At 30.3% G+C, this 19897-nt stretch carries 24 protein-coding genes; 7 read left to right on the top strand and 17 right to left on the bottom strand.

Translation table 11 applies throughout. The features are described from left to right. Window positions 1-8 precede the first annotated feature (8 nt). The 13 genes from FBE96_RS08040 to dnaG all read right to left on the bottom strand — a co-directional run bounded on the left by FBE96_RS08040 (window position 9) and on the right by dnaG (window position 12024). Window positions 9-509: a flagellar FLiS export co-chaperone gene (locus FBE96_RS08040; protein WP_002868879.1), complete on the bottom strand. Its 501-nt coding sequence runs from the start codon at window positions 507-509 to the stop codon at window positions 9-11. A gap of 55 nt (window positions 510-564) precedes the next feature. Further along, on the bottom strand, window positions 565-1164 hold the full coding sequence (locus FBE96_RS08035) for an ABC-type transport auxiliary lipoprotein family protein (protein ID WP_002874932.1): 600 nt from the start codon (window positions 1162-1164) through the stop codon (window positions 565-567). Then, on the bottom strand, window positions 1164-2054 hold the full coding sequence (locus FBE96_RS08030) for an MlaD family protein (RefSeq protein ID WP_002851168.1): 891 nt from the start codon (window positions 2052-2054) through the stop codon (window positions 1164-1166). The genes FBE96_RS08035 and FBE96_RS08030 overlap by 1 nt, the downstream gene beginning before the upstream one ends. 2 nt (window positions 2055-2056) lie before the next feature. Beyond that, the gene (locus tag FBE96_RS08025; protein ID WP_002874933.1) at window positions 2057-2779 is read right to left on the bottom strand and encodes an ATP-binding cassette domain-containing protein; all 723 of its coding nucleotides are present in this window, start codon (window positions 2777-2779) and stop codon (window positions 2057-2059) included. Beyond that, the gene (locus tag FBE96_RS08020) at window positions 2780-3889 is read right to left on the bottom strand and encodes an ABC transporter permease (protein ID WP_002874463.1); all 1110 of its coding nucleotides are present in this window, start codon (window positions 3887-3889) and stop codon (window positions 2780-2782) included. A 1-nt stretch (window position 3890) separates the two neighbouring features. Beyond that, window positions 3891-5789, bottom strand: a complete 1899-nt coding sequence (gene tkt, locus FBE96_RS08015) for a transketolase (RefSeq protein WP_002906166.1) — start codon at window positions 5787-5789, stop codon at window positions 3891-3893. A 10-nt stretch (window positions 5790-5799) separates the two neighbouring features. Continuing rightward, window positions 5800-6645 (bottom strand): polyprenyl synthetase family protein, encoded by an 846-nt coding sequence (locus FBE96_RS08010; protein WP_002851379.1) that lies wholly within the window; start codon window positions 6643-6645, stop codon window positions 5800-5802. Further along, entirely contained in the window at window positions 6642-7736 is a 1095-nt protein-coding gene (locus FBE96_RS08005) for a PDZ domain-containing protein (RefSeq protein ID WP_002871887.1), read from the bottom strand. The genes FBE96_RS08010 and FBE96_RS08005 overlap by 4 nt, the downstream gene beginning before the upstream one ends. Further along, the gene (locus tag FBE96_RS08000; protein WP_002851172.1) at window positions 7733-8044 is read right to left on the bottom strand and encodes a YbaB/EbfC family nucleoid-associated protein; all 312 of its coding nucleotides are present in this window, start codon (window positions 8042-8044) and stop codon (window positions 7733-7735) included. The genes FBE96_RS08005 and FBE96_RS08000 overlap by 4 nt, the downstream gene beginning before the upstream one ends. 3 nt (window positions 8045-8047) lie before the next feature. Beyond that, window positions 8048-9331, bottom strand: coding sequence for a UDP-N-acetylmuramoyl-L-alanyl-D-glutamate--2,6-diaminopimelate ligase (locus FBE96_RS07995; protein WP_002865460.1), 1284 nt, complete (start codon window positions 9329-9331; stop codon window positions 8048-8050). Then, entirely contained in the window at window positions 9315-9866 is a 552-nt protein-coding gene (locus FBE96_RS07990; RefSeq protein ID WP_002851410.1) for a hypothetical protein, read from the bottom strand. The genes FBE96_RS07995 and FBE96_RS07990 overlap by 17 nt, the downstream gene beginning before the upstream one ends. Then, window positions 9853-10125 (bottom strand): NifU family protein, encoded by a 273-nt coding sequence (locus FBE96_RS07985; RefSeq protein WP_002858971.1) that lies wholly within the window; start codon window positions 10123-10125, stop codon window positions 9853-9855. Before FBE96_RS07985 ends, FBE96_RS07990 begins: the two co-directional genes overlap by 14 nt. An 81-nt stretch (window positions 10126-10206) precedes the next feature. Beyond that, window positions 10207-12024, bottom strand: a complete 1818-nt coding sequence (gene dnaG, locus FBE96_RS07980) for a DNA primase (protein ID WP_002874938.1) — start codon at window positions 12022-12024, stop codon at window positions 10207-10209. Between the two features lie 69 nt (window positions 12025-12093). Here dnaG and FBE96_RS07975 point away from each other — a divergent pair, with 69 nt between their 5' ends. Genes FBE96_RS07975 through aroC form a run of 4 tightly spaced genes read left to right on the top strand, consistent with a single transcriptional unit; the run spans window position 12094 to window position 15256 of the window. Further along, window positions 12094-13080: a CDC27 family protein gene (locus FBE96_RS07975; RefSeq protein ID WP_002874939.1), complete on the top strand. Its 987-nt coding sequence runs from the start codon at window positions 12094-12096 to the stop codon at window positions 13078-13080. Next, entirely contained in the window at window positions 13067-13507 is a 441-nt protein-coding gene (gene rnhA / locus FBE96_RS07970; RefSeq protein ID WP_002851277.1) for a ribonuclease HI, read from the top strand. Before FBE96_RS07975 ends, rnhA begins: the two co-directional genes overlap by 14 nt. Then, window positions 13494-14168, top strand: coding sequence for a ribonuclease III (gene rnc, locus FBE96_RS07965; protein WP_002851153.1), 675 nt, complete (start codon window positions 13494-13496; stop codon window positions 14166-14168). Before rnhA ends, rnc begins: the two co-directional genes overlap by 14 nt. Continuing rightward, entirely contained in the window at window positions 14168-15256 is a 1089-nt protein-coding gene (aroC, locus tag FBE96_RS07960) for a chorismate synthase (RefSeq protein WP_002851463.1), read from the top strand. Before rnc ends, aroC begins: the two co-directional genes overlap by 1 nt. Before the next feature lie 85 nt (window positions 15257-15341). Here aroC and FBE96_RS07955 read toward each other — a convergent pair whose 3' ends face one another. Continuing rightward, complete coding sequence (locus FBE96_RS07955) at window positions 15342-16325, bottom strand: MnmA/TRMU family protein (protein ID WP_002851386.1); 984 nt, start codon at window positions 16323-16325, stop codon at window positions 15342-15344. Between the two features lie 94 nt (window positions 16326-16419). Between FBE96_RS07955 and FBE96_RS07950 the strand changes: the two genes are divergently transcribed. Together FBE96_RS07950 and FBE96_RS07945 are read left to right on the top strand one after the other, a co-directional pair. Next, complete coding sequence (locus FBE96_RS07950) at window positions 16420-16581, top strand: hypothetical protein (protein WP_002778908.1); 162 nt, start codon at window positions 16420-16422, stop codon at window positions 16579-16581. A gap of 3 nt (window positions 16582-16584) precedes the next feature. Then, entirely contained in the window at window positions 16585-17454 is an 870-nt protein-coding gene (locus FBE96_RS07945; protein ID WP_002906170.1) for a hypothetical protein, read from the top strand. A 12-nt stretch (window positions 17455-17466) separates the two neighbouring features. Here the strand turns inward: FBE96_RS07945 and FBE96_RS07940 are convergent, their stop codons facing one another. Genes FBE96_RS07940 through exbB form a run of 3 tightly spaced genes read right to left on the bottom strand, consistent with a single transcriptional unit; the run spans window position 17467 to window position 18954 of the window. Further along, entirely contained in the window at window positions 17467-18150 is a 684-nt protein-coding gene (locus FBE96_RS07940) for an energy transducer TonB (RefSeq protein ID WP_002851568.1), read from the bottom strand. Further along, entirely contained in the window at window positions 18147-18536 is a 390-nt protein-coding gene (gene exbD, locus FBE96_RS07935; protein WP_002851470.1) for a TonB system transport protein ExbD, read from the bottom strand. The genes FBE96_RS07940 and exbD overlap by 4 nt, the downstream gene beginning before the upstream one ends. After that, a complete protein-coding gene (exbB, locus tag FBE96_RS07930; protein WP_002896877.1) occupies window positions 18529-18954 on the bottom strand; it encodes a TonB-system energizer ExbB in 426 nt (141 codons plus the stop codon). Before exbB ends, exbD begins: the two co-directional genes overlap by 8 nt. Before the next feature lie 157 nt (window positions 18955-19111). On the opposite strand from exbB, the gene FBE96_RS07925 reads away from it, so the two are divergent. Continuing rightward, window positions 19112-19855 (top strand): DUF4261 domain-containing protein, encoded by a 744-nt coding sequence (locus tag FBE96_RS07925; RefSeq protein ID WP_002858259.1) that lies wholly within the window; start codon window positions 19112-19114, stop codon window positions 19853-19855. The last annotated feature ends 42 nt before the right edge of the window (window positions 19856-19897 follow it).

Below are 19897 nucleotides of genomic sequence, written 5' to 3'. Positions count from 1 at the left end.
TACTATTCTTATTTAAATAAATTTTTAAAATCCATTGTAGAGTTATAAATTCCAGCATTATCCATAGTTTCGCCCATGGTAATTGCGGTTGCTAATTCTGATAGAATGATTTTTATTTCATCTCTTTTATCTTGTATATAGGCCAATACACCTTCGTAATTGCTTGTTTGAAGAATTAAAAGTGGATTAGCAATTTCAAATTCAAAAAGTTTTTTACCAACATAAACATTGAAAATATTTCCAAAAAGAGCTGTTCCCATGAAAGAGCAGTTTTGTATAAGTTGTGACGCTGTGGCATCAAGAGTTCTTTTTTGCATATCATCTGAATTTTCATCTATTCTTTCTAGAATGCTTTTTTCTATTTTTTTTAAAGACATATCAAGCACTTGAAGTGCTCCTATAAAATCATTTGCATCATTGATTTGAGAGCAAATTTGATTTGCTTTAAATTCATTCACGCCCTGAATTTCACCTAAGTGTTTTTTAAATATATCTAAATCACTTTTCATTGTTTACCTTTCAAAAATATTGCTAAATATTTAAAAAGCAAAAAGTGTTCCTAAATTAGGATAAGTTAGAATTTACCCAAAAAACAATCTCATTGCCAATTTTATTCAAGGCTTTTTGAAAAGCATTATAGGTAGAGCGGATATCTTTTTTTTCTATTTTTTCTTTGGTATTGAAAATTTTATGAGCTATTATTTGATTGTTTTCAAGATTTATGAAATTTACGCTTATAGAAATTTGAGCGTAGTTTTCATTGTTATTAAGAATTTGCTCAAAAGAGTTAATCCTGCTTTCAAGAGAATAATCCGCACTTAAAGAGCTTGTTGAAGAAAGTAAGGTTGTAAAAATATTGCTTTGTTCAAATTTTGATAAAATTAAAAAAGAATAAAGATTGCTTGGCAAATCTCCCCAGAAATAATGTGCGTATTTGTTGCTAAAACCATTATCTATATAAACAATAGCTCGCGAGTTTAAATACAAAGGTGCATTTGTATTGCGAATTTTAAGAATTTTACCGGTTTTTTTAAAAAAAATATTTGAGTCTATTCCTTCGTCTTTTAATATGATATTTTCATTTTTATTGATGGTTTCGTGTCTTAAAGAGCATCCGCATAACATAAAAATAAAAGTCAAAATACAGAATAATTGCTTTAGCATTATTTTTCTCCTGGTCCAAGTTTAGGTTTAGTTTCTTTAAAAATCAAATCAGCAGGGCTGTTTTGTAAATTTTCTATTAGAATATTGCTTTCAATTAAAACCCGTTTAAAAAGTTCTAAATTTTGCATCAAAGATGCTTTAATATCATCATAAGTGTTTAATTTTTCATCAGCTTTTTTTATGAAATTTTTTAAAATCATTGTGCTTTCTTTTATGTTTTTAAGACTGGAGTTGAAATTTTGCGCACTAAGGCTTATATTATCAGCCATTTTTCCTATTTTTAAACTTGCGTTTGAAAGATTAAGACTTAAATTTTTAGAATTAGCGTTTAAATTTGCACTTAATTCTGCTAGATTTTGCAAAAGGATTTCTAGATTTTTAAGATTTTTTTCGCTTAAAAGTTCTTTTGATTTATCATCGGCCGTTTTAACCAAAGAAAAAATATGTTCACTTTGTCTATCTATGGTCGCTAAAAAACTTTCTTTAAAAGGAATGACTGGAAGTTTTCCCTGCATAGATACTAGATCTTTACTATTTTTACTTCCGCCTTGAAGTTGGATAAATTTAAGTCCTGTGATACCTTGAAGTTGCAAAGTAGCAAAAGTATCTTCTTTTATAGGGGTATTGTTTTTGACCTTGATGCGTATGTTAACGCCGAGTTCATCTTGATTGTAAATGCTGATTTCTTCTACGCTACCTACTTCCACGCCCAAAAGCCTTACGGGTGCTTTTATGCCAAGTCCTGCAACGGATTCTTGTGTGTGAATTTCATAATACTTAAAACTTTCTTCTTTAGAGTATCCACCAAGCCAAAGTATGAAACCAAGGCTTGCAAAAAATACTCCAAAAACAAAAAGTCCTACAAAAAAATAATTTGCTCTATTTTCCACTTTTACTCCATAAATCTTTTAAAAAGTCGTTCATTTTGCAAGCGTAATTCTTCATAAGTGCCGCAAAATCCAACTTTTTTATTTTCTAAAATGATAAAACGATCGAGTAAATTTTTCATACTTTCTTTATCATGTGTAACCAAAATGATATTTAGATCAAAACTTTTTTTTAACTCTAAAACCAAATCGTCAAATTCACGACTACTATGAGGGTCAAGTCCTGAAGTAGGTTCATCTAAAAAAAGCAATTTACTATCAAGTGCTAAAGCTCTAGCAATTGCCACTCTTTTTTGCATACCGCCACTAAGTTCGCTTGGAAATTGTTTTAAAACACTTTCGTTTAAGCCTACCATTTTTAGCTTCATTAAAACCAGTTCTTGTATGCTATTTTCATCTAAATGAGTGTATTCTTTTAAAGGAATAGCGATATTTTCATAAACATTAAAAAAGCTAAAAAGTGCAGCAAACTGAAAAACCACACCCCATTTTTTACGCAAAGCAAGTGCATCTTCTTTGTTGATATTTTTAAGTTTATAGCCTAAAATTTCATATTCTCCACCATCAAAATGTTCAAGCATAAGCATTTGTTTTAAAAGGACGGATTTTCCACTTCCACTACCTCCTAAAATACCAAAAATTTCGTTTTTTTTGATTTCAAAACTTACGCCATCATGGACAATTTTTTCTCCAAATTTTGTAATGATATTTTGTGCTTTAATAACCATTTAAATTCCTGTAGAAGTTAAAATAACAGAGAATAAAGCATCAAAAGCTATCACCCAAAAAATAGCATTTACAACGCTTTTTGTTGTATAAATTCCTATACTTTGTGTAGTGTTTTTTACCTCAAAACCACGAAAACAAGCAATAAGTCCTATCAAAAATCCAAAAATAGGTGCTTTTGCAAGTCCTATAAAGATATGTTTTATATCTACAGCTTCTCTAAAGCGTCTTAAAAATTCGGCAAAAGAAATATCAAGATTTAATTTTGCAACCATCATTCCACCTATAATACTGATTGCATCGCTAATGGCAACGATTAAAGGCATAGCTACTACCAAAGCCATGACACGTGGAATAACAATAAATTCAAAAGAACGAAAACCCATAGTATTCATAGCTGCAATTTCATCAGTAATTTTCATCACCCCAATTTGTGCGGTATAAGAGCTTGCACTTCTTCCTGCGATCACTATGGCAGCGATTAAAGGTGCAAGTTCTCTAGTGGCTGAAATTCCCATCAAATCCACTATGAAAATATTGGCTCCAAATTGTGCGAGTTGGTAAGCAGCCTGATAGGCTAAAACCACTCCTACTAAAAGAGCGGTTAAAATAACTATAGGTAAGGCTTTAAAAGCAGAATTTTCTATATGATATAAAAAAGCAATAAAGCGAAAATTTTTAGGATTTTTAAGGCATAAAAAAAGACTTGTGAAAAAAGCTCCTGTGAAATTGATGAATTTTATTAAAATTTTTAAAAGTTCTAAACTTAATTTTCCAAGATCGATAAAGTATTCACTGAAATTTTTATGTGATTTTTTTGTTTTGCCTAGTCTTTGGTAGTTTTTTTCACAAAGTTCAAACAGGATTTGAAAGCGTGAATTTAAGCCTTCTTTGGTGATTTTAATATTTTTATCTTTAAGGTCATTTTCTAAAGCAAGGAAAAATCTCACTCCAGCGGTATCGATTGCTTTTAGATCTTTAAAATCAAAAATCACTTCCTTGCTTTGGATCAAAGCTAAAAAATCTTTTATTTTTAACTTATAAATACTTGTTTTATCCCAAATTCCAAAGATAAAAAGAGTGTTATTTTGAAATTTGAAATTTGTATTCATTTTATTTGCTAAGGATAAAATTTACAAGCTTTGAAACGCTAAATCCAAAGCATTCAAACACATCTTTGTCTTTACCACTTTCTCCAAAACTTTCTATGCCATATACTTTATGGCAAAATTTATAAAGTTCATTAGAATGTGCTGCTTCAACACCTATAACTTCACCTTTTAACAATCTTTCTTGATAAGCTTTATCTTGTTTTTCAAAAAGTTCAAAACAAGGCATGGAAACAACATTACAAGCAAAACCTTGTTTTTCAAGTTCGTTTGCACTTTCTAGACAAAGCCAAACTTCACTTCCACTTGCTAGAAGTGTAAATTTAGCCTCTTTGCTTTCTTTGAGTAAATACGCTCCGTTTTTTACATCTCCAAAAACAGGTTCATTTAGAGCTTTGAGTTTTTGGCGTGAAAGCACAAAAGCACTCGGAATATCAGCATTTAGGGCTATTTGCCAAGCTTTGACATTTTCCACCCCATCAGCAGGTCTAAAGGTTAAAAAATTTGGCATAGCTCTAAAAGTGCTAAGTTGTTCTATAGGTTGGTGTGTTGGTCCATCTTCGCCCACGCCTATGCTATCGTGTGTGAAAATGAAAAAATGTTTGATTTTCATTAGAGCTGCTATTCTTGCGGCAGGTTTTAAGTACTCGCTAAAGATGAAAAAAGTTGCCGAAAATGGTAAGAAAATTCCATATCTTGCAAAAGCATTGTTAATCGCTGCCATAGCGTGTTCTCTGATACCAAAATGGATATTTTTACCTTCTACAAAGTCTCCCATACTGTGAAGTTCTGTTTTATTCGAAGGGCCTAAGTCTGCACTTCCACCTAAAAATCCTTCTAAATTTTTAGCTAAAACATTTAAAATTTCACCATTACTATCTCTTGTAGCAAGATCTTTTCCTTTAAAATCAGGATAAGCTATCTTGTTAAAATCAGGATTTAATAGCCTTTCTAAAAGTTCTTTTTTAGCACTTTTTTCAAGCTTATCTTTCCATTTTGCTTCTTCTAAATCCCCAAGTTCTACAGCACTTTCAAAGCGGATTTTGCTTGCTTGTGGGATATGAAAACTGATATTTGGATCAAAGCCTGCTTGTTCTTTGGCTTTTTTAATCACTTCTTCACCCAAAGGTGCGCCATGGCTTTTATGACTGCCTTCAAGCTCTCCTGCACCCTTTGCTATAGTTGTTTTTGCGATGATAAGACAAGGTTTTGTGGATTTTTTAGCTTGTTCTAAGGCTTTATTGATTTCTTCATAATCGTGTCCATTTATACTTAAAACTTCAAATTCTTGTGCTTCAAAACGCATTTTTACATTTTCGTTAAAGGCTAAACCTACATCGCCTTCTATAGAGATATTGTTGCTATCATAAATAAGTATGAAGTTATCAAGTTTGTGAAGTCCTGCTAAAGAACAAGCTTCATAAGAAATGCCTTCTTGTAAATCCCCATCTCCGCAAAGACAATAAATTTTATGATCGATTAAATCACTGCCTAGCAAATTTTGTGCTTTTTTTGCTGCCATAGCAAAGCCTACAGCATTGGCAACGCCTTGTCCTAAAGGGCCTGTAGCGATTTCTACTCCAAGAGTTGAAATTTCAGGGTGTCCAGGGGTTTTAGAATGAAGTTGGCGGAAATTTTTAAGATCTTCTAAGCTTAAGTCATAGCCGCTTAAATGTAAAAAACTATAAAGCAAAGCACTTGCATGTCCGCCTGAAAATACAAGTCTATCTCGGTTTAGCCAAGTTGGATTTTTGGGATTGTGTTTTAAATGATAACTTAAAACACTTAAAATATCTGCTAAGCCCAAAGGTGCACCTGGGTGTCCTGAGTTTGCTTTTTGCACCATATCAGCACTTAAAAATCTTAGAGTATTTGCCTGTTCTTGTAAAATTTGAATGTTCATTATTTTGCCTTTATAAGTATTGAATTATTAAATTTTGTATCATTTGTGCGAGTTTTTCATTAAGTTTTTCTAAGTCTTGTTCGCATTCACTAAGAAGATTTTCTTTTGTTTTTATGGCTTGTTCAAGTCCAAGCAAATTGACAAAAGAATTTTTATGAATATCGTTGTTGGTAGGCTTTCCGCTTTGTTCTTGACTTGTAGTTACATCGATAATATCATCATTGATTTGAAAAATCAGTCCTAGTTTTAAACCAAGTTTGTAAATTTGGTTGCTTTCTTCGTTGTTAAGTTCGCAAATTTCACAACCCATTTTTAAAGCTGCGGCGATCAATCTTGCGGTTTTATGTGTATGCAAAAACTCAAGTTCATTTAAACTCAGTCTTTTGTCTTCAAAAAAACAATCAATAGCTTGTCCTATGACCATTCCATTAAGTCCTGCATTAAAGGCAAGGGTTTTGATGAGTTTGATTTTGATTTCATCTTTTAAATGAGCATGACTTAGAACTAAAAAAGCTTCGGTATTTAAAGCATCACCTACTAAGATGGCTGTAGTTTCATCGTAGCTTTTGTGTAAGGTTGGAATTCCTCGTCTAAAGTCCGCATTATCCATAGCGGGTAAATCATCGTGTATGAGTGAATAAGTATGGATAAATTCCAAAGCTAAAGCTACATCTAAAGCTTGATTTAAAAGTTCAGGTTTATTGCTTTGCACTACGCTTAAAAGCAATTGTGCGCGAAAATGCTTTCCTCCTGCTTTTAACATAAGTGCTAAAGCTTCATTGAAAAAAGGATGAAAGCTTTCAACTTTGGGTAGATTTTTTTCTAAGTGATGGATAAAAAGTTCTTTTAAATTCACTTAGTAAGCCTTATGAAAAATTGAAATTTACCATCGCCACCTGAGTTGGCATTTCCGCCTAGTTCATTGTTGAAATTTGATAAAGGTAATTTAGTACTTTTGCGTTCAATTAAGATGCTAAAGTCATTACCAGCACTTAAAATATTTTGTAATTCTTTAAAATTATTTAAAATAATATTATTAACGCGTAAAATTTTATCTCCTACCATAAATCCTGCATTTGATGCTTTTGATTTTGGATCTATTTTAGTTACAACAAGACTAGCATTAACCGTTAAACCAAGATTGCTTGTGAAATTTGTAATTTTTGGTTTTGGTTTAGAATCAGGAAGGTTAAATTTGCTCAAATCTTTTGCAAAAACTTCAGTAGAAATATTTAAATCCATATTATCACGCAACACTTGAAAATAAAGAGTGCTTCCGCGATCTGCAAAAAGAATTTTTTCATTGAGTTTTCTTAAATCATTGGCGGGTAAGCCATCAACACTTATAACTTGATCATTGATTAAAAATTGTGGATTTTTTCTTACATTGTTAACATAAATTTTATTTTCTCGAACAACAAAATCAACGCCAATATCCCCCCAATAAACATCGTTATATTTCATAAAATGTTTTAAATAGCGATTGCCTATAAAAGAGCTATTATTTAAAGCAATCCCCATCATTTCACAGCATGGAGTCCCTAAAAGTCCTATTTTAGAATTAAAATCAAGTTGATCTTTTTCATCAATATTTTGAGCTAAATACTTAATATGCCCTATATAAGGTTTATTAGGATCCCAAATTCCAACCCAATCATTACGAGTAAGTTTTTCTTCATCACCCATAGGAGTAGGGATTAGGCTAAAGTCAGTTCTTACAAGATATAAATTTAAAAATGGATCGTATTTTACATATTTGTTAAGCTTAGCATTAGGCTGTTTTAACACAGCAAGTAAATTTTCACCGAGTGCAAAAGCTGGCATTCCTTCATAGTTGAGCATGCTTGCCTTATTTCTTTCATAACCTGCTAAAAAATCTTCAAATTTAGGTCTTTCTATACCAAAAGACAAAGTAAAAAGCATGCAAATAATTAAAATTTTTTTCATAATTTCATACCTCCAAAACCGCCTAAAACATCATTCGCCATACTTGAACGATTTTGTGCAACCATAGCCAAAACATCATTAATTGCAGAAATAAGTAAAATTTGCAAGGATTCTTTATCTTCAAGTAAAGAATCATCAATGCTAACATCGATAATTTCACCCTTTCCATTGGCACTTACTTTAACAAGTCCTGCTCCGCTTTTGGCACTAAATTCACGATTTGCAAGTTCTAGTTCTATATTTTTTGCTTTTTCTTGAACTTGATTTAAAAGTTCTCCCATTTTAGAAAAATCCATATTTTCAAACATTGATTATCCTTGATTTTTTAAAATTTCATTAACAACTACTTTATCACTAAAAGGATATTTTATCCCTTTAATTTCTTGAGTAGTTTCATCACCTTTGCCTAAAATAACGACTAAATCGTCATTTTCTTTTAGTTCTAAAGCTTTTTTTATAGCTTCTTTTCTATCTTCTATCATTAAAACTTTTTCTTTTTTAGTAAAGCCTGATAAAATTTCTTCCATGATGGTTTTTGGTTCTTCGCTGCGTGGATTGTCACTTGTAATGATAGCAATTTTTGCAAAATGTTCGACGATTTTTCCCATTAAAGGGCGTTTGGTTTTATCTCTATCTCCACCTGCTCCAAAAACAACGATGAGTTTTTTATTTTTAAGAGTGTCAAGCACTTTTTCAATGCCATCAGGCGTATGAGCAAAATCTACAATCACACCTTTTGCTACTTGTTCTACCCTGCCACAAACCCCGCCAAATCCACTGATAGCTTTTTCCAAGTCTTTTAAATCAGGCTTTACGAGTTCATTCACACAAGCACTAGCAACTAGAAGATTGTAAAGATTAAAAAGTCCTAGCAAGGGCGAGTCTATGTGAAAAGTTTGATTTTTATTTGTTACAATAGTACTAATGCCTTCTTCTAAAGAATAAGCTTTGATTTGATATAAAGCAGGATTTTCTATGCCATAAGTAAAAGCATTACGCACATTAAATTTAATAGCCAAAGCATCTTTGTTGATAAATTTTAAACTCTCATCGGTAAAAAAAAGTTCTTTTGCTTCTTTATAATTTTCAAAAGTACCGTGAAAATCTAAATGATCTTGAGTGATATTGGTAAAAATTTTAGCAGCAAAATTTAAGCCTTCGATGCGGTTTTGAACGAGTGCGTGTGAGCTTACTTCCATGATGAAAAAATCACATTTTTTTTGAGTGGCTATTTGTAGGTATTCTAAGGTTTTAAGAATAGGGGAGGTGGTTAAGGATTTTTCATCGATTTGTTCATCGTTGATAAAAGCTCCTCTTGTCCCACAAAGCCCACACTTATAACCTAAATCCAATAAGATAGAATAAATCGCTGCTGCGGTTGTGGTTTTGCCATTGGTTCCTGTGATTCCTATGATTTGAATCTTTTCATCGATTTTTAAAAGTTTTTTACACTCATTTACATCAATGATTTTTGCACCTTTTTCTAAGGCTTGAGCGTGAAATTTAGCATTTTGTGTGGTTTGCAAAAAAAAGCATTCTTTTTCACACTCTAAGGTGTTATCTGTAATGAATGAATTTTCAAGTTTTAATTTCACTTTTAAATCCCATGAGTTTTTCTTGGAGTTTGATAAATCTATCATTTGCCCAAAAATGAGGCATAACATTTTCTATGTAATTTAAAGTCATATCTTTATAGCCATTATCAAGTAATTTTTCCAAAAAATCTAAAAAATCATCACGATTATCAATAACTAATTTAGTGCTGTTAATGATATTTTCAAAACTTTTTTGAAAGCCAAGTTCTTCTTCGCTTTTTAAAAAATCTTGATAATTTAACGCATGCCCATCTTCAAATTCGTTTTCCTGTTTGTTTTCTTGTTTTTTAAATTCAATTGTACTTAAAATTTCTTCTAAGTCTTTATCAATGCTAGAGATTTTGTAATGTTCTATATAAAAATCAAAAAGTAAAGAAGCTTCTTTAGGAGATTTTAAAGCAAGATCACAAAGGCAGATAAAATTTAGCAAGCGTTTATTTTTGCGTTTTTCATAAGCCATAGAAAAATACATTTTTGCAGTTTTAAAATCTTTCTTGTAAAAATGTTCAATTCCAAGTTTTTTATAATTTTGCAAATTCGTCTGCTCCGCCGTTTAAATTGATTATAGTGATTTCCGGATGAATATCAATCTTAAGTTGCCTTTCAAGACCGTATTTTAGCGTTGTTCCACTCGATGCACAGCCTTTACAAGCTCCTATTAAATGGACATAAACGATCCCATTTTTAATTCCTAAAAATTCAAGCCCTCCGCCATCACGTTCAAGCATAGGCAAGCTCTTTTCTAAACTTGCTTTAACAGGATTTATAAGCTCTTCATCACTAAAAGGCATCATAATTTATCCTTAAAAATTTTTATATACTTTAGCGTGATTGTGTTTAAAAAAAGGTAAATTAAGGCTTGAAATTTAAATAAATTAAAAAGGTTTGTCATTATTTTGTATGCTAAATCCTAAATCATAAGCTGTAAAGTTTTTGTTACCAAAAATTCCATTTAAGTTTCTAAATGATTGTTGCAGAATTTCTTCGTTTTTTTCATATTTTAAGAAGCTTAAATATTCTTTTAAAAAATTATTTAATTCTGCGGTATTTAAATTTTTAATTAAAAGATTTAAATTTTTATCAATAAGCGTAAAAAGTTGTTTTTTTAATGCGAGTGTAGAATTTTTAATTTTTACATTGTTTAAAAAAGCTAAATTAACCTTGCAAATACCTAACAAGAATTCGCTATAGTTTAAATTTTTTCGAATATTTTTACTTTCAAATTCTCTAATATCACTATCTTCATAACCTTTTTTTTCTAAAATTTTATCCAATAAAATCTTATGTTTAAAACAAACACTATCACTAATTTGCTTAAAATCGTTACATATATCTGGATGCTGTTTTAAAAAAGCTATAAGTTCTAATTCTGCAATGTGAATTTTTTCTTTAGGAAAATTGTATTTATTTTGAGAAATTAAAGGGGTTTGTATGGTTTTTTTTGAATTTTGTGATAAGACAATAAATTTTTCATCCACTTTTAATAAATTTGAAACTAGACTAGTGTAAGAATTTGCCACTAAAGGTTCAAGATTAAAGGTGAATTTTTGTATAGTTTCTAAAGCTTTTTGTTTATCAAGAGCAGAAATTATGGAATGAGTGGATATTAAGCGTCTGATATAAAATTCACCAAGCTCTATTCCTTCATCGAGTATATTATGGAGTTTTGTGCTTTCATTTTTTGCTACGAGCTCAGCAGGATCTTTTCCGCCTTGCAAAATTGCCACTTTACCGTCTATTTTGTTTGTGCTTAATAAAAATGCAGATCGTGTCGCAGCTTTTAATCCTGCTTCATCATTGTCAAAACATAAAATCACTTTTGCATCATAACGGCGGATTAAGGGTAGATGATGTTCGGTTAATGCTGTTCCAAGAACTGCTACAGCGTTATTAAACCCTGCTTTGTGAAAAGCTATTGCATCCATGTAGCCTTCACATACTATTATTTCTTTTTTTTTGGCTATATTTTCTTTAGCGATGTTAAAAGCATAAAAAATTCTACTTTTATCAAAAAGTATATTTTGGGGTGAATTTACATACTTTGCCGGTACATTGGGATTTAAAGTACGCCCTCCAAACCCTACTAATAAGTCTTTGTGATCGTAGATTGGAAAGGTGATACGCCATATAAAACTTGCGTAAAATTCATTATTTTCATCTTTTTTTAAAGCTCCAACACTCATAGCATCTTCTAAAGGAATTTTTTGATTTTGCAATAATCTTATACTATCTTCACTTGCTCCTGCAAAACCTAATTCGAATTTGGCTATATCTTTGTCATTTAAAGCTCTTTGGTAAAGATAGGTTAAAATTTCTTTGTGGTGTTTGAGATTATCTTTAAAATACGCATTTAAGCTTGGTAGTATAGATTTTAGCTCTTTTTTATTTTCTTGTTTTTCTTTTGTATAGCTCAAAGTAAAATTACTAAGGCTTGCAACTTTTTCAACTGCATCGGCAAAACTTAATTTTTCATAATCCATTACAAATTTAAAAGCATCTCCACCAGCTTTGCAAGCAAAACAATGATAAAAACCTTTGGTAGGATTGATATGCATAGACGGGTTTTTATCTGCATGAAAAGGACAGATACATACAAAACTAGAGCCTTGTTTTTTTACTTCAATATAATTTTCTATAATATCAACAATATTAAGTCTTTGGGATAAATTTTCTATACTTTCTTTAGTTATCATTTTACAAACCTTGTTAAAATTATACAAAGATTTGGCTATAATTTGGCATAAAATTTTTAGAGCGAGACTATGGATTTTTTCTTTGTAGAATACAGAGACCCTTTAGTAGGGCTTATAATTTTAACCATTTTAGTATTTGTTGTAGCTGTTGCAAATTATATTTGGAAAATATTTGCTAACAAAGATGAAGAACAAAAGCTTGAAAAATTTATAAAAAAATTTGAAATGGATAACGCTCATAAAGAGTTGTTAAGAAATAGTAGCTTGAGTTTTGGAAATTTAAGTTTTTTGGCTGAAATTTTTACTAAAAGCGGGGAATTTGAAAAAGCAACTCAAATTTATTTGATTGCTCTTGAAAAATGTAAAGATAAACAAGAAAGAGAATTTATTTTCCTTTCTTTAGCAAAAGTTTATTTTAAAGCAGGATTTTTAGAGCGTGCAAAAGAAGTTTTATTACAAGCTTTAAAACTGCGTCCAAGAAATATACAAGCCTTAAAACTTTTAAAAATTGTTTATTTAAAACTTCGTTCTTATAAAGAAAATTTAGAACTTTTAGAATGTCTTTTTGAGCTTAATGAAGATGTACAAAAAGAGCGTGATTTTATCAAAGCTTTAGAACTTTGTACTTTTAATATCGCTGATGAAGAAAAAAAGAAAAAACTTTTAGAATTTAAAATAGAAGACAATCCTATGTTGGGGCGTTTAGTTTTTGAAAAATATCATATGTTTTTAGGGCAAAATTTTTTTGATATTTGTGATTTGCTTTATAGAGAAAATGAAGCGTTTAATTTAGAAAATCAAGATTTTTTAGAATTCTTTTATGCTTTGGGTAAAATTTCAAAGCATGATGATACGCATCAGTTTGTTTTTAAAAATTCTAATTTTAAAATGTTAAAAATTTTAAAAGATAATTCTTTTAATGCGGGGTTAGAATTTTCATATCGTTGTTCTGAGTGTAAAAATGTAATGCCTTTGTTTTTTTATCACTGTCCTGTTTGTTATGAGTTTAATACTTGTAAAATTATTTATGAAGTGAAAAACAATGAAACACATTGAAATTTATACAGATGGCTCATGTCTTAATAATCCAGGTTTTGGCGGATGGGCTTATATTTTGCGTTATAAGGAGTATCAAAAGGAAGGTTTTGGAGCTGAGGCTAATACCACTAACAATAGAATGGAGCTAATGGCAATTATTGAATCTTTGAAGGCTTTAAAAGAGCCTTGTGAAATTTCGCTTTTTACAGATTCTAACCTAATGGTTCAAAGTATTAATGAATGGCTAGAAGGATGGATAAAAAAGGATTTTAAAGGTAAAAAAAATATAGATTTATGGAAGGAATATATTAAAGTGGCAAAATCTCATAAGATTAAGGCTTTTTGGGTAAAAGCACATAATGGACATTTGGAAAATGAAAGGTGTGATACATTGGCGCGTGAAGCTGCTTTGAAAATTGCAAGGGAAAATGATGAAAAACATTGAAAAGCTAGAGCAGAGTTTAACTTATGAATTTAAAGATAAAAATCTTCTTATACATGCTTTAACCCATAAAAGTTTTAAAAAATCTTACAACAACGAACGCTTGGAATTTTTAGGTGATGCCGTGCTTGATTTAGTTGTAGGTGAATACCTTTTTCATAAATTCGCCAAAGATGCCGAAGGAGATTTATCTAAGCTTAGAGCAGCTTTAGTAAATGAAAAGTCTTTTGCAAAAATTGCAAATAGTTTAAATTTGGGCGATTTTATTCTTATGAGTGTTGCTGAGGAAAACAATGGAGGAAAAGAAAAGCCTTCTATACTTTCAGATGCGTTAGAAGCCATTATAGGTGCTATACATTTAGAAGCTGGGTTCGAGTTTGCAAAAACTATTGCTTTAAGGCTTATAGAAAAAAATTTCCCTCAAATTGATGCAAAAATTCTTATAAAAGATTATAAAACAAAATTACAAGAGATTACACAGGGAAAAATCGGACAAACTCCGCAGTATGAAACAGTGCGTGCTTTTGGCCCTGATCATTTAAAGCAATTTGAAATTGCTTTAATGCTTGATGGTAAAGAACTTGCAAGAGCTATTGCAGGAAGCAAAAAAGAAGCACAGCAAATGGCAGCAAAAATTGCACTTGAGAAATTAGGAGCTTTATAGTGAATACCTTTGGTACGAGATTGAAATTTACAAGTTTTGGTGAGTCTCATGGTGTGGCTGTTGGATGTATTATTGATGGAATGCCTGCTGGGGTTAAATTTGATGAAGAATTTTTGCAAAATGAGCTTGATAAACGCAAAGGCGGAAGTAAATTTGCAACACCAAGAAAAGAAAGCGATAAAGCTCAGGTTTTAAGCGGGGTTTTTGAAGGATATACAACGGGTCATCCCATAGCTATAGTAGTTTTTAATGAAAATGCTCATTCTAAAGATTATGATAATTTAAAAGATCTATTTCGTCCTGCTCATGCGGATTTTACTTATTTTTATAAATATGGCATAAGAGATCATAGGGGTGGGGGTAGATCAAGCGCTAGGGAAAGTGTTGCTAGAGTGGCTGGTGGTGCAGTTGCAGCGATGCTTTTGCGTGAATTTGATATTTGTGTTCAAAGTGGTGTTTTTGGAGTAGGAACTTTTGTATCAAATTTGAAAGAAGAAGAATTTGATTTTGAATTTGCTAAGAAAAGTGAAATTTTTTGCCTTGATCCAAAACTAGAAAGTGACTTTAAAAATGAAATTTTAAATGCTAGAAATTCAAAAGATAGCGTAGGCGCTGCTGTTTTTACAAAAGTTAGTGGTATGCTTATAGGACTTGGAGAAGTTCTTTATGATAAGTTAGACTCTAAATTAGCTCATGCTTTAATGGGAATTAATGCTGTTAAAGCAGTTGAAATAGGCGAAGGTATTAATGCAAGCAAAATGCGCGGATCGTGTAATAATGATGCTTTAAAAGATGGCAAGTTTTTAAGCAATCATAGCGGAGGAATTTTAGGAGGAATTTCAAATGGAGAAAATCTTATTTTAAAAACTTATTTTAAACCTACTCCTTCTATTTTTGCCAAGCAAGAAAGTATAGATAAATTTGGCAATAATTTGAAATTTGAACTCAAAGGTAGGCATGATCCTTGTGTAGGTGTTAGAGGAAGTGTTGTAGCTAGTGCTATGGTACGTTTAGTTTTGGCTGATTGTTTGCTTTTGAATGCGAGTGCGAATTTAAACAATTTAAAAAATGCTTATGGATTAAAATAAAAAAAGCCCATTTTCATGGGCTTGATTGCAATATTTTGAAAAGATTCAAATACTATATCGCTTGTTTTGCTAAATACTTTATACTTTAACTAATAAAAAATTGATTAATATCAGCCTTATTTTCAAAAGCTATACTTGTATAAGCTTGATTTTTAAATTTAAGTTCATAGCTTTTTCCTACTTCGTGTTTAGTATAGGTAAGGGCTATTTTTAAGGCAAGTTCTAAGTCTTTTTCTGAAATTTTTTCATCTACCAAAGAGTAAGCTCCGATTAAATCCCCAATTTCTATTGCTTCATATTTAGGAGTTTTTAAACCTTTTAAAAGAGTATTTTCAAGTTCATTTCTACCTATGATCATTTTAGCTCCATTGGGTAATCTTAAATGACGACCATATTTTAAAAGTTGTGCGTCATTAACCTGCATATCTTTGTCAAATTCTATGAAATCTCGAATTTTTTTAGCAAAACTATCAAGAGTTAGCAAACAACCTCCACCTGGGCTTTCAAAGTCTTCTAAGCCAAATTTAGCTGCAAGTTCAAGTTGTCTTTTACGACTTCTTCCAATAATACCTTCGAGTTTTTCTCTATCTACCCAACCTTCTCTTTCAGGTTTGGTTAGAGGTAGGTTTTTTGCACACATAGGACGCAAGATTAAATCTTCTTCATCAAGAGCAAGTTTTTTAACCTTTGCCATTGCATCACTTCTTTGACTCATAGGGCGTTGTCCTAAAACTTCTCCTGTGATGATAAAACTTGCATTTTCTTCTTTTAACATAGCAAGAGCAGTTTTAAACATAAAAGCATGACAATCTATACAAGGATTAAAATGTTTGCCATAGCCATATTGTGGATTAAAAAGCACTTCTTGAAGATAGGAATTTCTTACATCTATCATTTCAAAATCTGCACCTACCATTGCCGCACGCTTTTTCATGATTTCGCTTTTATCACTTGTGCTTCCAAAACCTATGTTGATATTTAGAGCTTTAACTTCTATGCCTTGTGCAGTGATGAGTTTCATTGCAAGCATACTATCAAGCCCACCGCTAAAAAGAGCTAATGCTTTCATTGATTCCTTTCTGAGATTATAAAGTTTTTTAAGATTTTGTCGATTATAAAAGGTATAATTTTAACTAAAAAATCTTTAAAATAAGGATTGGAAAATGTTAAAAATAATTTTGGTTTTAAGCATTTTGAGTTCTTTTGCTTTTGCAAATTCTTGTGCTAACTACGAGCAAGAACTTAAAAAGTGTAATTCTTTAAAAAATTCACATGAGAGAAAAATGTGTCGTTTAGGTTTATTTGCAAAATGTAAAAAAGGATAAATAATGAAAATCGATACTTCTGCTAGTTTAACCCATTCTTTAACTAATAATGTTGATAAAAAAGAGCTTAGCGTATTAAAAAAAGAAGATCAAGATAAAATTCCCGTGCAAGATCTTTCGAGTTTAAATAGCGATGGTGTTAAGGTTGTTTTTGAAAATAAGCAAGGTGAACTTATAGCTTTAAATTTAAGCGATGAAAATTATAGTAGTTTACAAAAAAATTTCGGTTCTTATATGAATTATGTTGCTAGAAATGATGGTAGTATAAGGCTTAATGGCGAAGTAAATCAATTTGTTTCAAATTGGTTTGAAAGTGTAAAAGATAATTTTGGTTCTTTAAATTCAAATTTAAATAATAAACAACAAAGTGTAAAATTAAATTTTAATACAAGTACCCTTCAACAAAGTATGCAAAATTTAGGCTTTAAAACAAGTGATGAAAAAATATCTGATGATGCAAATATAGAAGAAAAATTAAATTTTTTTATTGATAAAGATGTAAATAAAGATGGTAAAGTTGATGATAGTGATGTTAAAGAACCTAGCATGAGAGAAATTTTAAGCGACATTAAAGAAGCATCAGGTGGTGGAGCTAATGCTATGAAAACCATAGATCCGCAAAAAATCAATAAAAAAGATGATAAGGAAAATAATATCAAAGAAAAAGAAGACGAAGATTTGCTTCAAAAAGCTCAAGAAAAAGGTTTAAGTGCTTTAAGTGCTGATGAGCAGGCAAAGCTTGAGGCTAGCAATCCTGAAGAATTTGAAAAACTGAAGCAAAAATCTTTCCAAGAATTAAGTCAGAATTTAAGTAAAGATTTTCAAAATAAAATTGAAAATCAAGAAGCACAAATTGTAGATAAGAGAGTGTAGCAAATTATAATTTTATCCTCTTAGGGTTTTAAAATCATATATAATAGGTAGTGTAATTCTTAAATCTCCATTATAGTGTGGAAAATTTAAAGAAGCTTTTCTTATGCTTTCTAAAGCACTTTTATCTAACAAATCATATCCCGAGATTTCTATGATTTTTAAATCTGCTAAAGTTTTGTTTTCTTTCCATAAAAATTCTACTTTTACAGTTCCTTGCATACGCATTTTTTTTGCTTGCCTTGGATAAAATTGTGCTTGTTGTATAGCTTTTTGGATTTCTTTTAATACAGGGTGATTATCTTTTCCTTGTGTTAATTGAGTGATCTTAGGTTTGACATTTGTATCAGTTGTTTTTGCAAAAGTTTTAACTTCTTGAGTTGGTGCTATTGGGGTTTTATTTGGTATTGGGTGTGGAGGTGTTTTTTTTATCTTTTTTTGCATTTTTTCAGGAGTTTTTTTAATAACTTTTGGCTGAGGTTTTGGTTTGATAGGTTCTATAATGGATTCTGTTGGTTTAGTCTCATTTGTTGGATTAGTTTGGGTAAATTGTTTTATTGCTAAAGAAAAAGAATCTTCATTTTTAATTTCCATTTTAAAAAAGTCATTTGAGTGAAAAATGACAAAAAGTAAAGGTATAAAGACTATAAAAGTTATATAAGAAGCTTGGTATTTATGATTTAAAAATAAAGTTTTCATTTGTTTTTCTCAGTAAGAATCTGAAAATTTTCATGTTCTTTGGCTTTTAAAAAATCTATAATTTTTACAAAGCTTTCAAATTTAGCATTTTTATCGCTTTTTAGTTCTACTATGGTTTTTTTATCAAGTGAAAAAATAGCATTTTGAACTTCATTTAAATCAGCTAATTTATCATTTAAATAAAAAGTATTTTTTTCGTCTATGGTTATAAGAAGTTTTTTTTCATTATTGCTTATATTGGTAGCATTTTCACTTGAAGGAAGTGAGATTTGAATTTTTCCATGCGCAATAAAGGTTGAAATACTAAGCACTATAGCAAGCAAAACAAGCATAATGTCTATAAATGGGACTATATTTAAACCTTCATTTTTTGGTAGTTTAAGCATTTTTATTTGCCTTATAAGCATTGCTTAAGAGGGAAACTTTTCTAAGTAAGGCATTATAAGCCATTAAAGTAGGAATAGCAACCAAAAGTCCTAAGGCTGTAGCTTTAAGAGCTAAAGAAAGCCCCACGACTATAGATTTGACATCTATATTGCCCGCCAAGCCCATTTCGTAAAATGTAACCATGATGCCTATTACAGTGCCTAAAAGTCCTATATAAGGGGCATTGGAATAGATGATATATATAGTGGTTAAATTTTCACTAATCGCATCATTAAATTGCTCTTGATTCTCATAATTTTTAAAGTTAATTTTTCTAAAAAATAGCATTCTTTCTACAACACACCAAAAAGCTATAAATGCCATAATTCCTAGAATTAAAAAGATAATTAAATCGATGTAATCTTTTAAAAATTCCATATTTTTCTCCAAAAATATACTTATAAATTTTAAAAGATTATACTGTATAAAAAATAAATTTATAATTAATATCAATTATCATAATTTTTAAGAAATTCTTGTTTATAGTATTTATTTTTATTAGGTTATAATTTATAAAAATTTAATAGGGTTTAACATGACTATAGATTTAAATCACAATTTTACCTCTTTTGTTCTTCTTGATGAAGTTGATTTTAATTTTTCGGAGTTAAAAAGCATTTTAGAAGATAAATTTAATATAAAAATAGCTGATGAAAATTTTACCAAAGAGGGCGTGATTTTTTCATATGAAAATATGTTAGTTACTCTAAATTTGATTAACAATCCTATACCTAATCACGAAGTAGAATACTATGCAAATTTTAATTTTATGTGGAAAGATGCCTTAGAGCAAACTAAAAAACATAAAGCTCATCTTCTTATAGCGGTGCTAAGTCAAGATCAAAGCAAATTAGAACAAGCTAAAATGTTTACGAAAATTGCAGCTTTATGTTTGGATAATAAACATGCTTTAGGTTTTTATACAGGTGCAGTTGTTTTAGAGCCCAGTTTTTATATAGAAAATGCAAAAATGTTAGATGATAATCGCTTGCCGGTATATAATTGGATATATGTTAGTGTTTATCCTAGTGAAAATGGAGTTAATGCTTATACTTATGGGCTTAGAAATTTTGATAAATTAGAACTTGAAGTTTGTGATTTAAACATAGAAGAAAAAGAACTTTTCTTTTGTATTTATGATATTGTTTTGCATATTTTAACTTATGATATTAATCTAAAAGATAAAGATATTTTAAAATTTGAAGATGGAAAAGAAATAAAATTTATAAAAAGTCAAGGTATAAGTGTTGAGAATGAAAGCTTGAAAATTATTTTTTAAGTTTCACATTCACTTCACAGTTTTGAGTTAAACTTTCGCCAA

The organism is Campylobacter sp. CFSAN093241 (genome assembly GCF_012889595.1).
In the GTDB taxonomy this organism is placed as follows: Bacteria; Campylobacterota; Campylobacteria; order Campylobacterales; family Campylobacteraceae; genus Campylobacter_D; species Campylobacter_D jejuni.
Note: the sequence above shows the minus strand (reverse complement) of the source record. Positions and strands in the feature narration are given on the sequence as shown.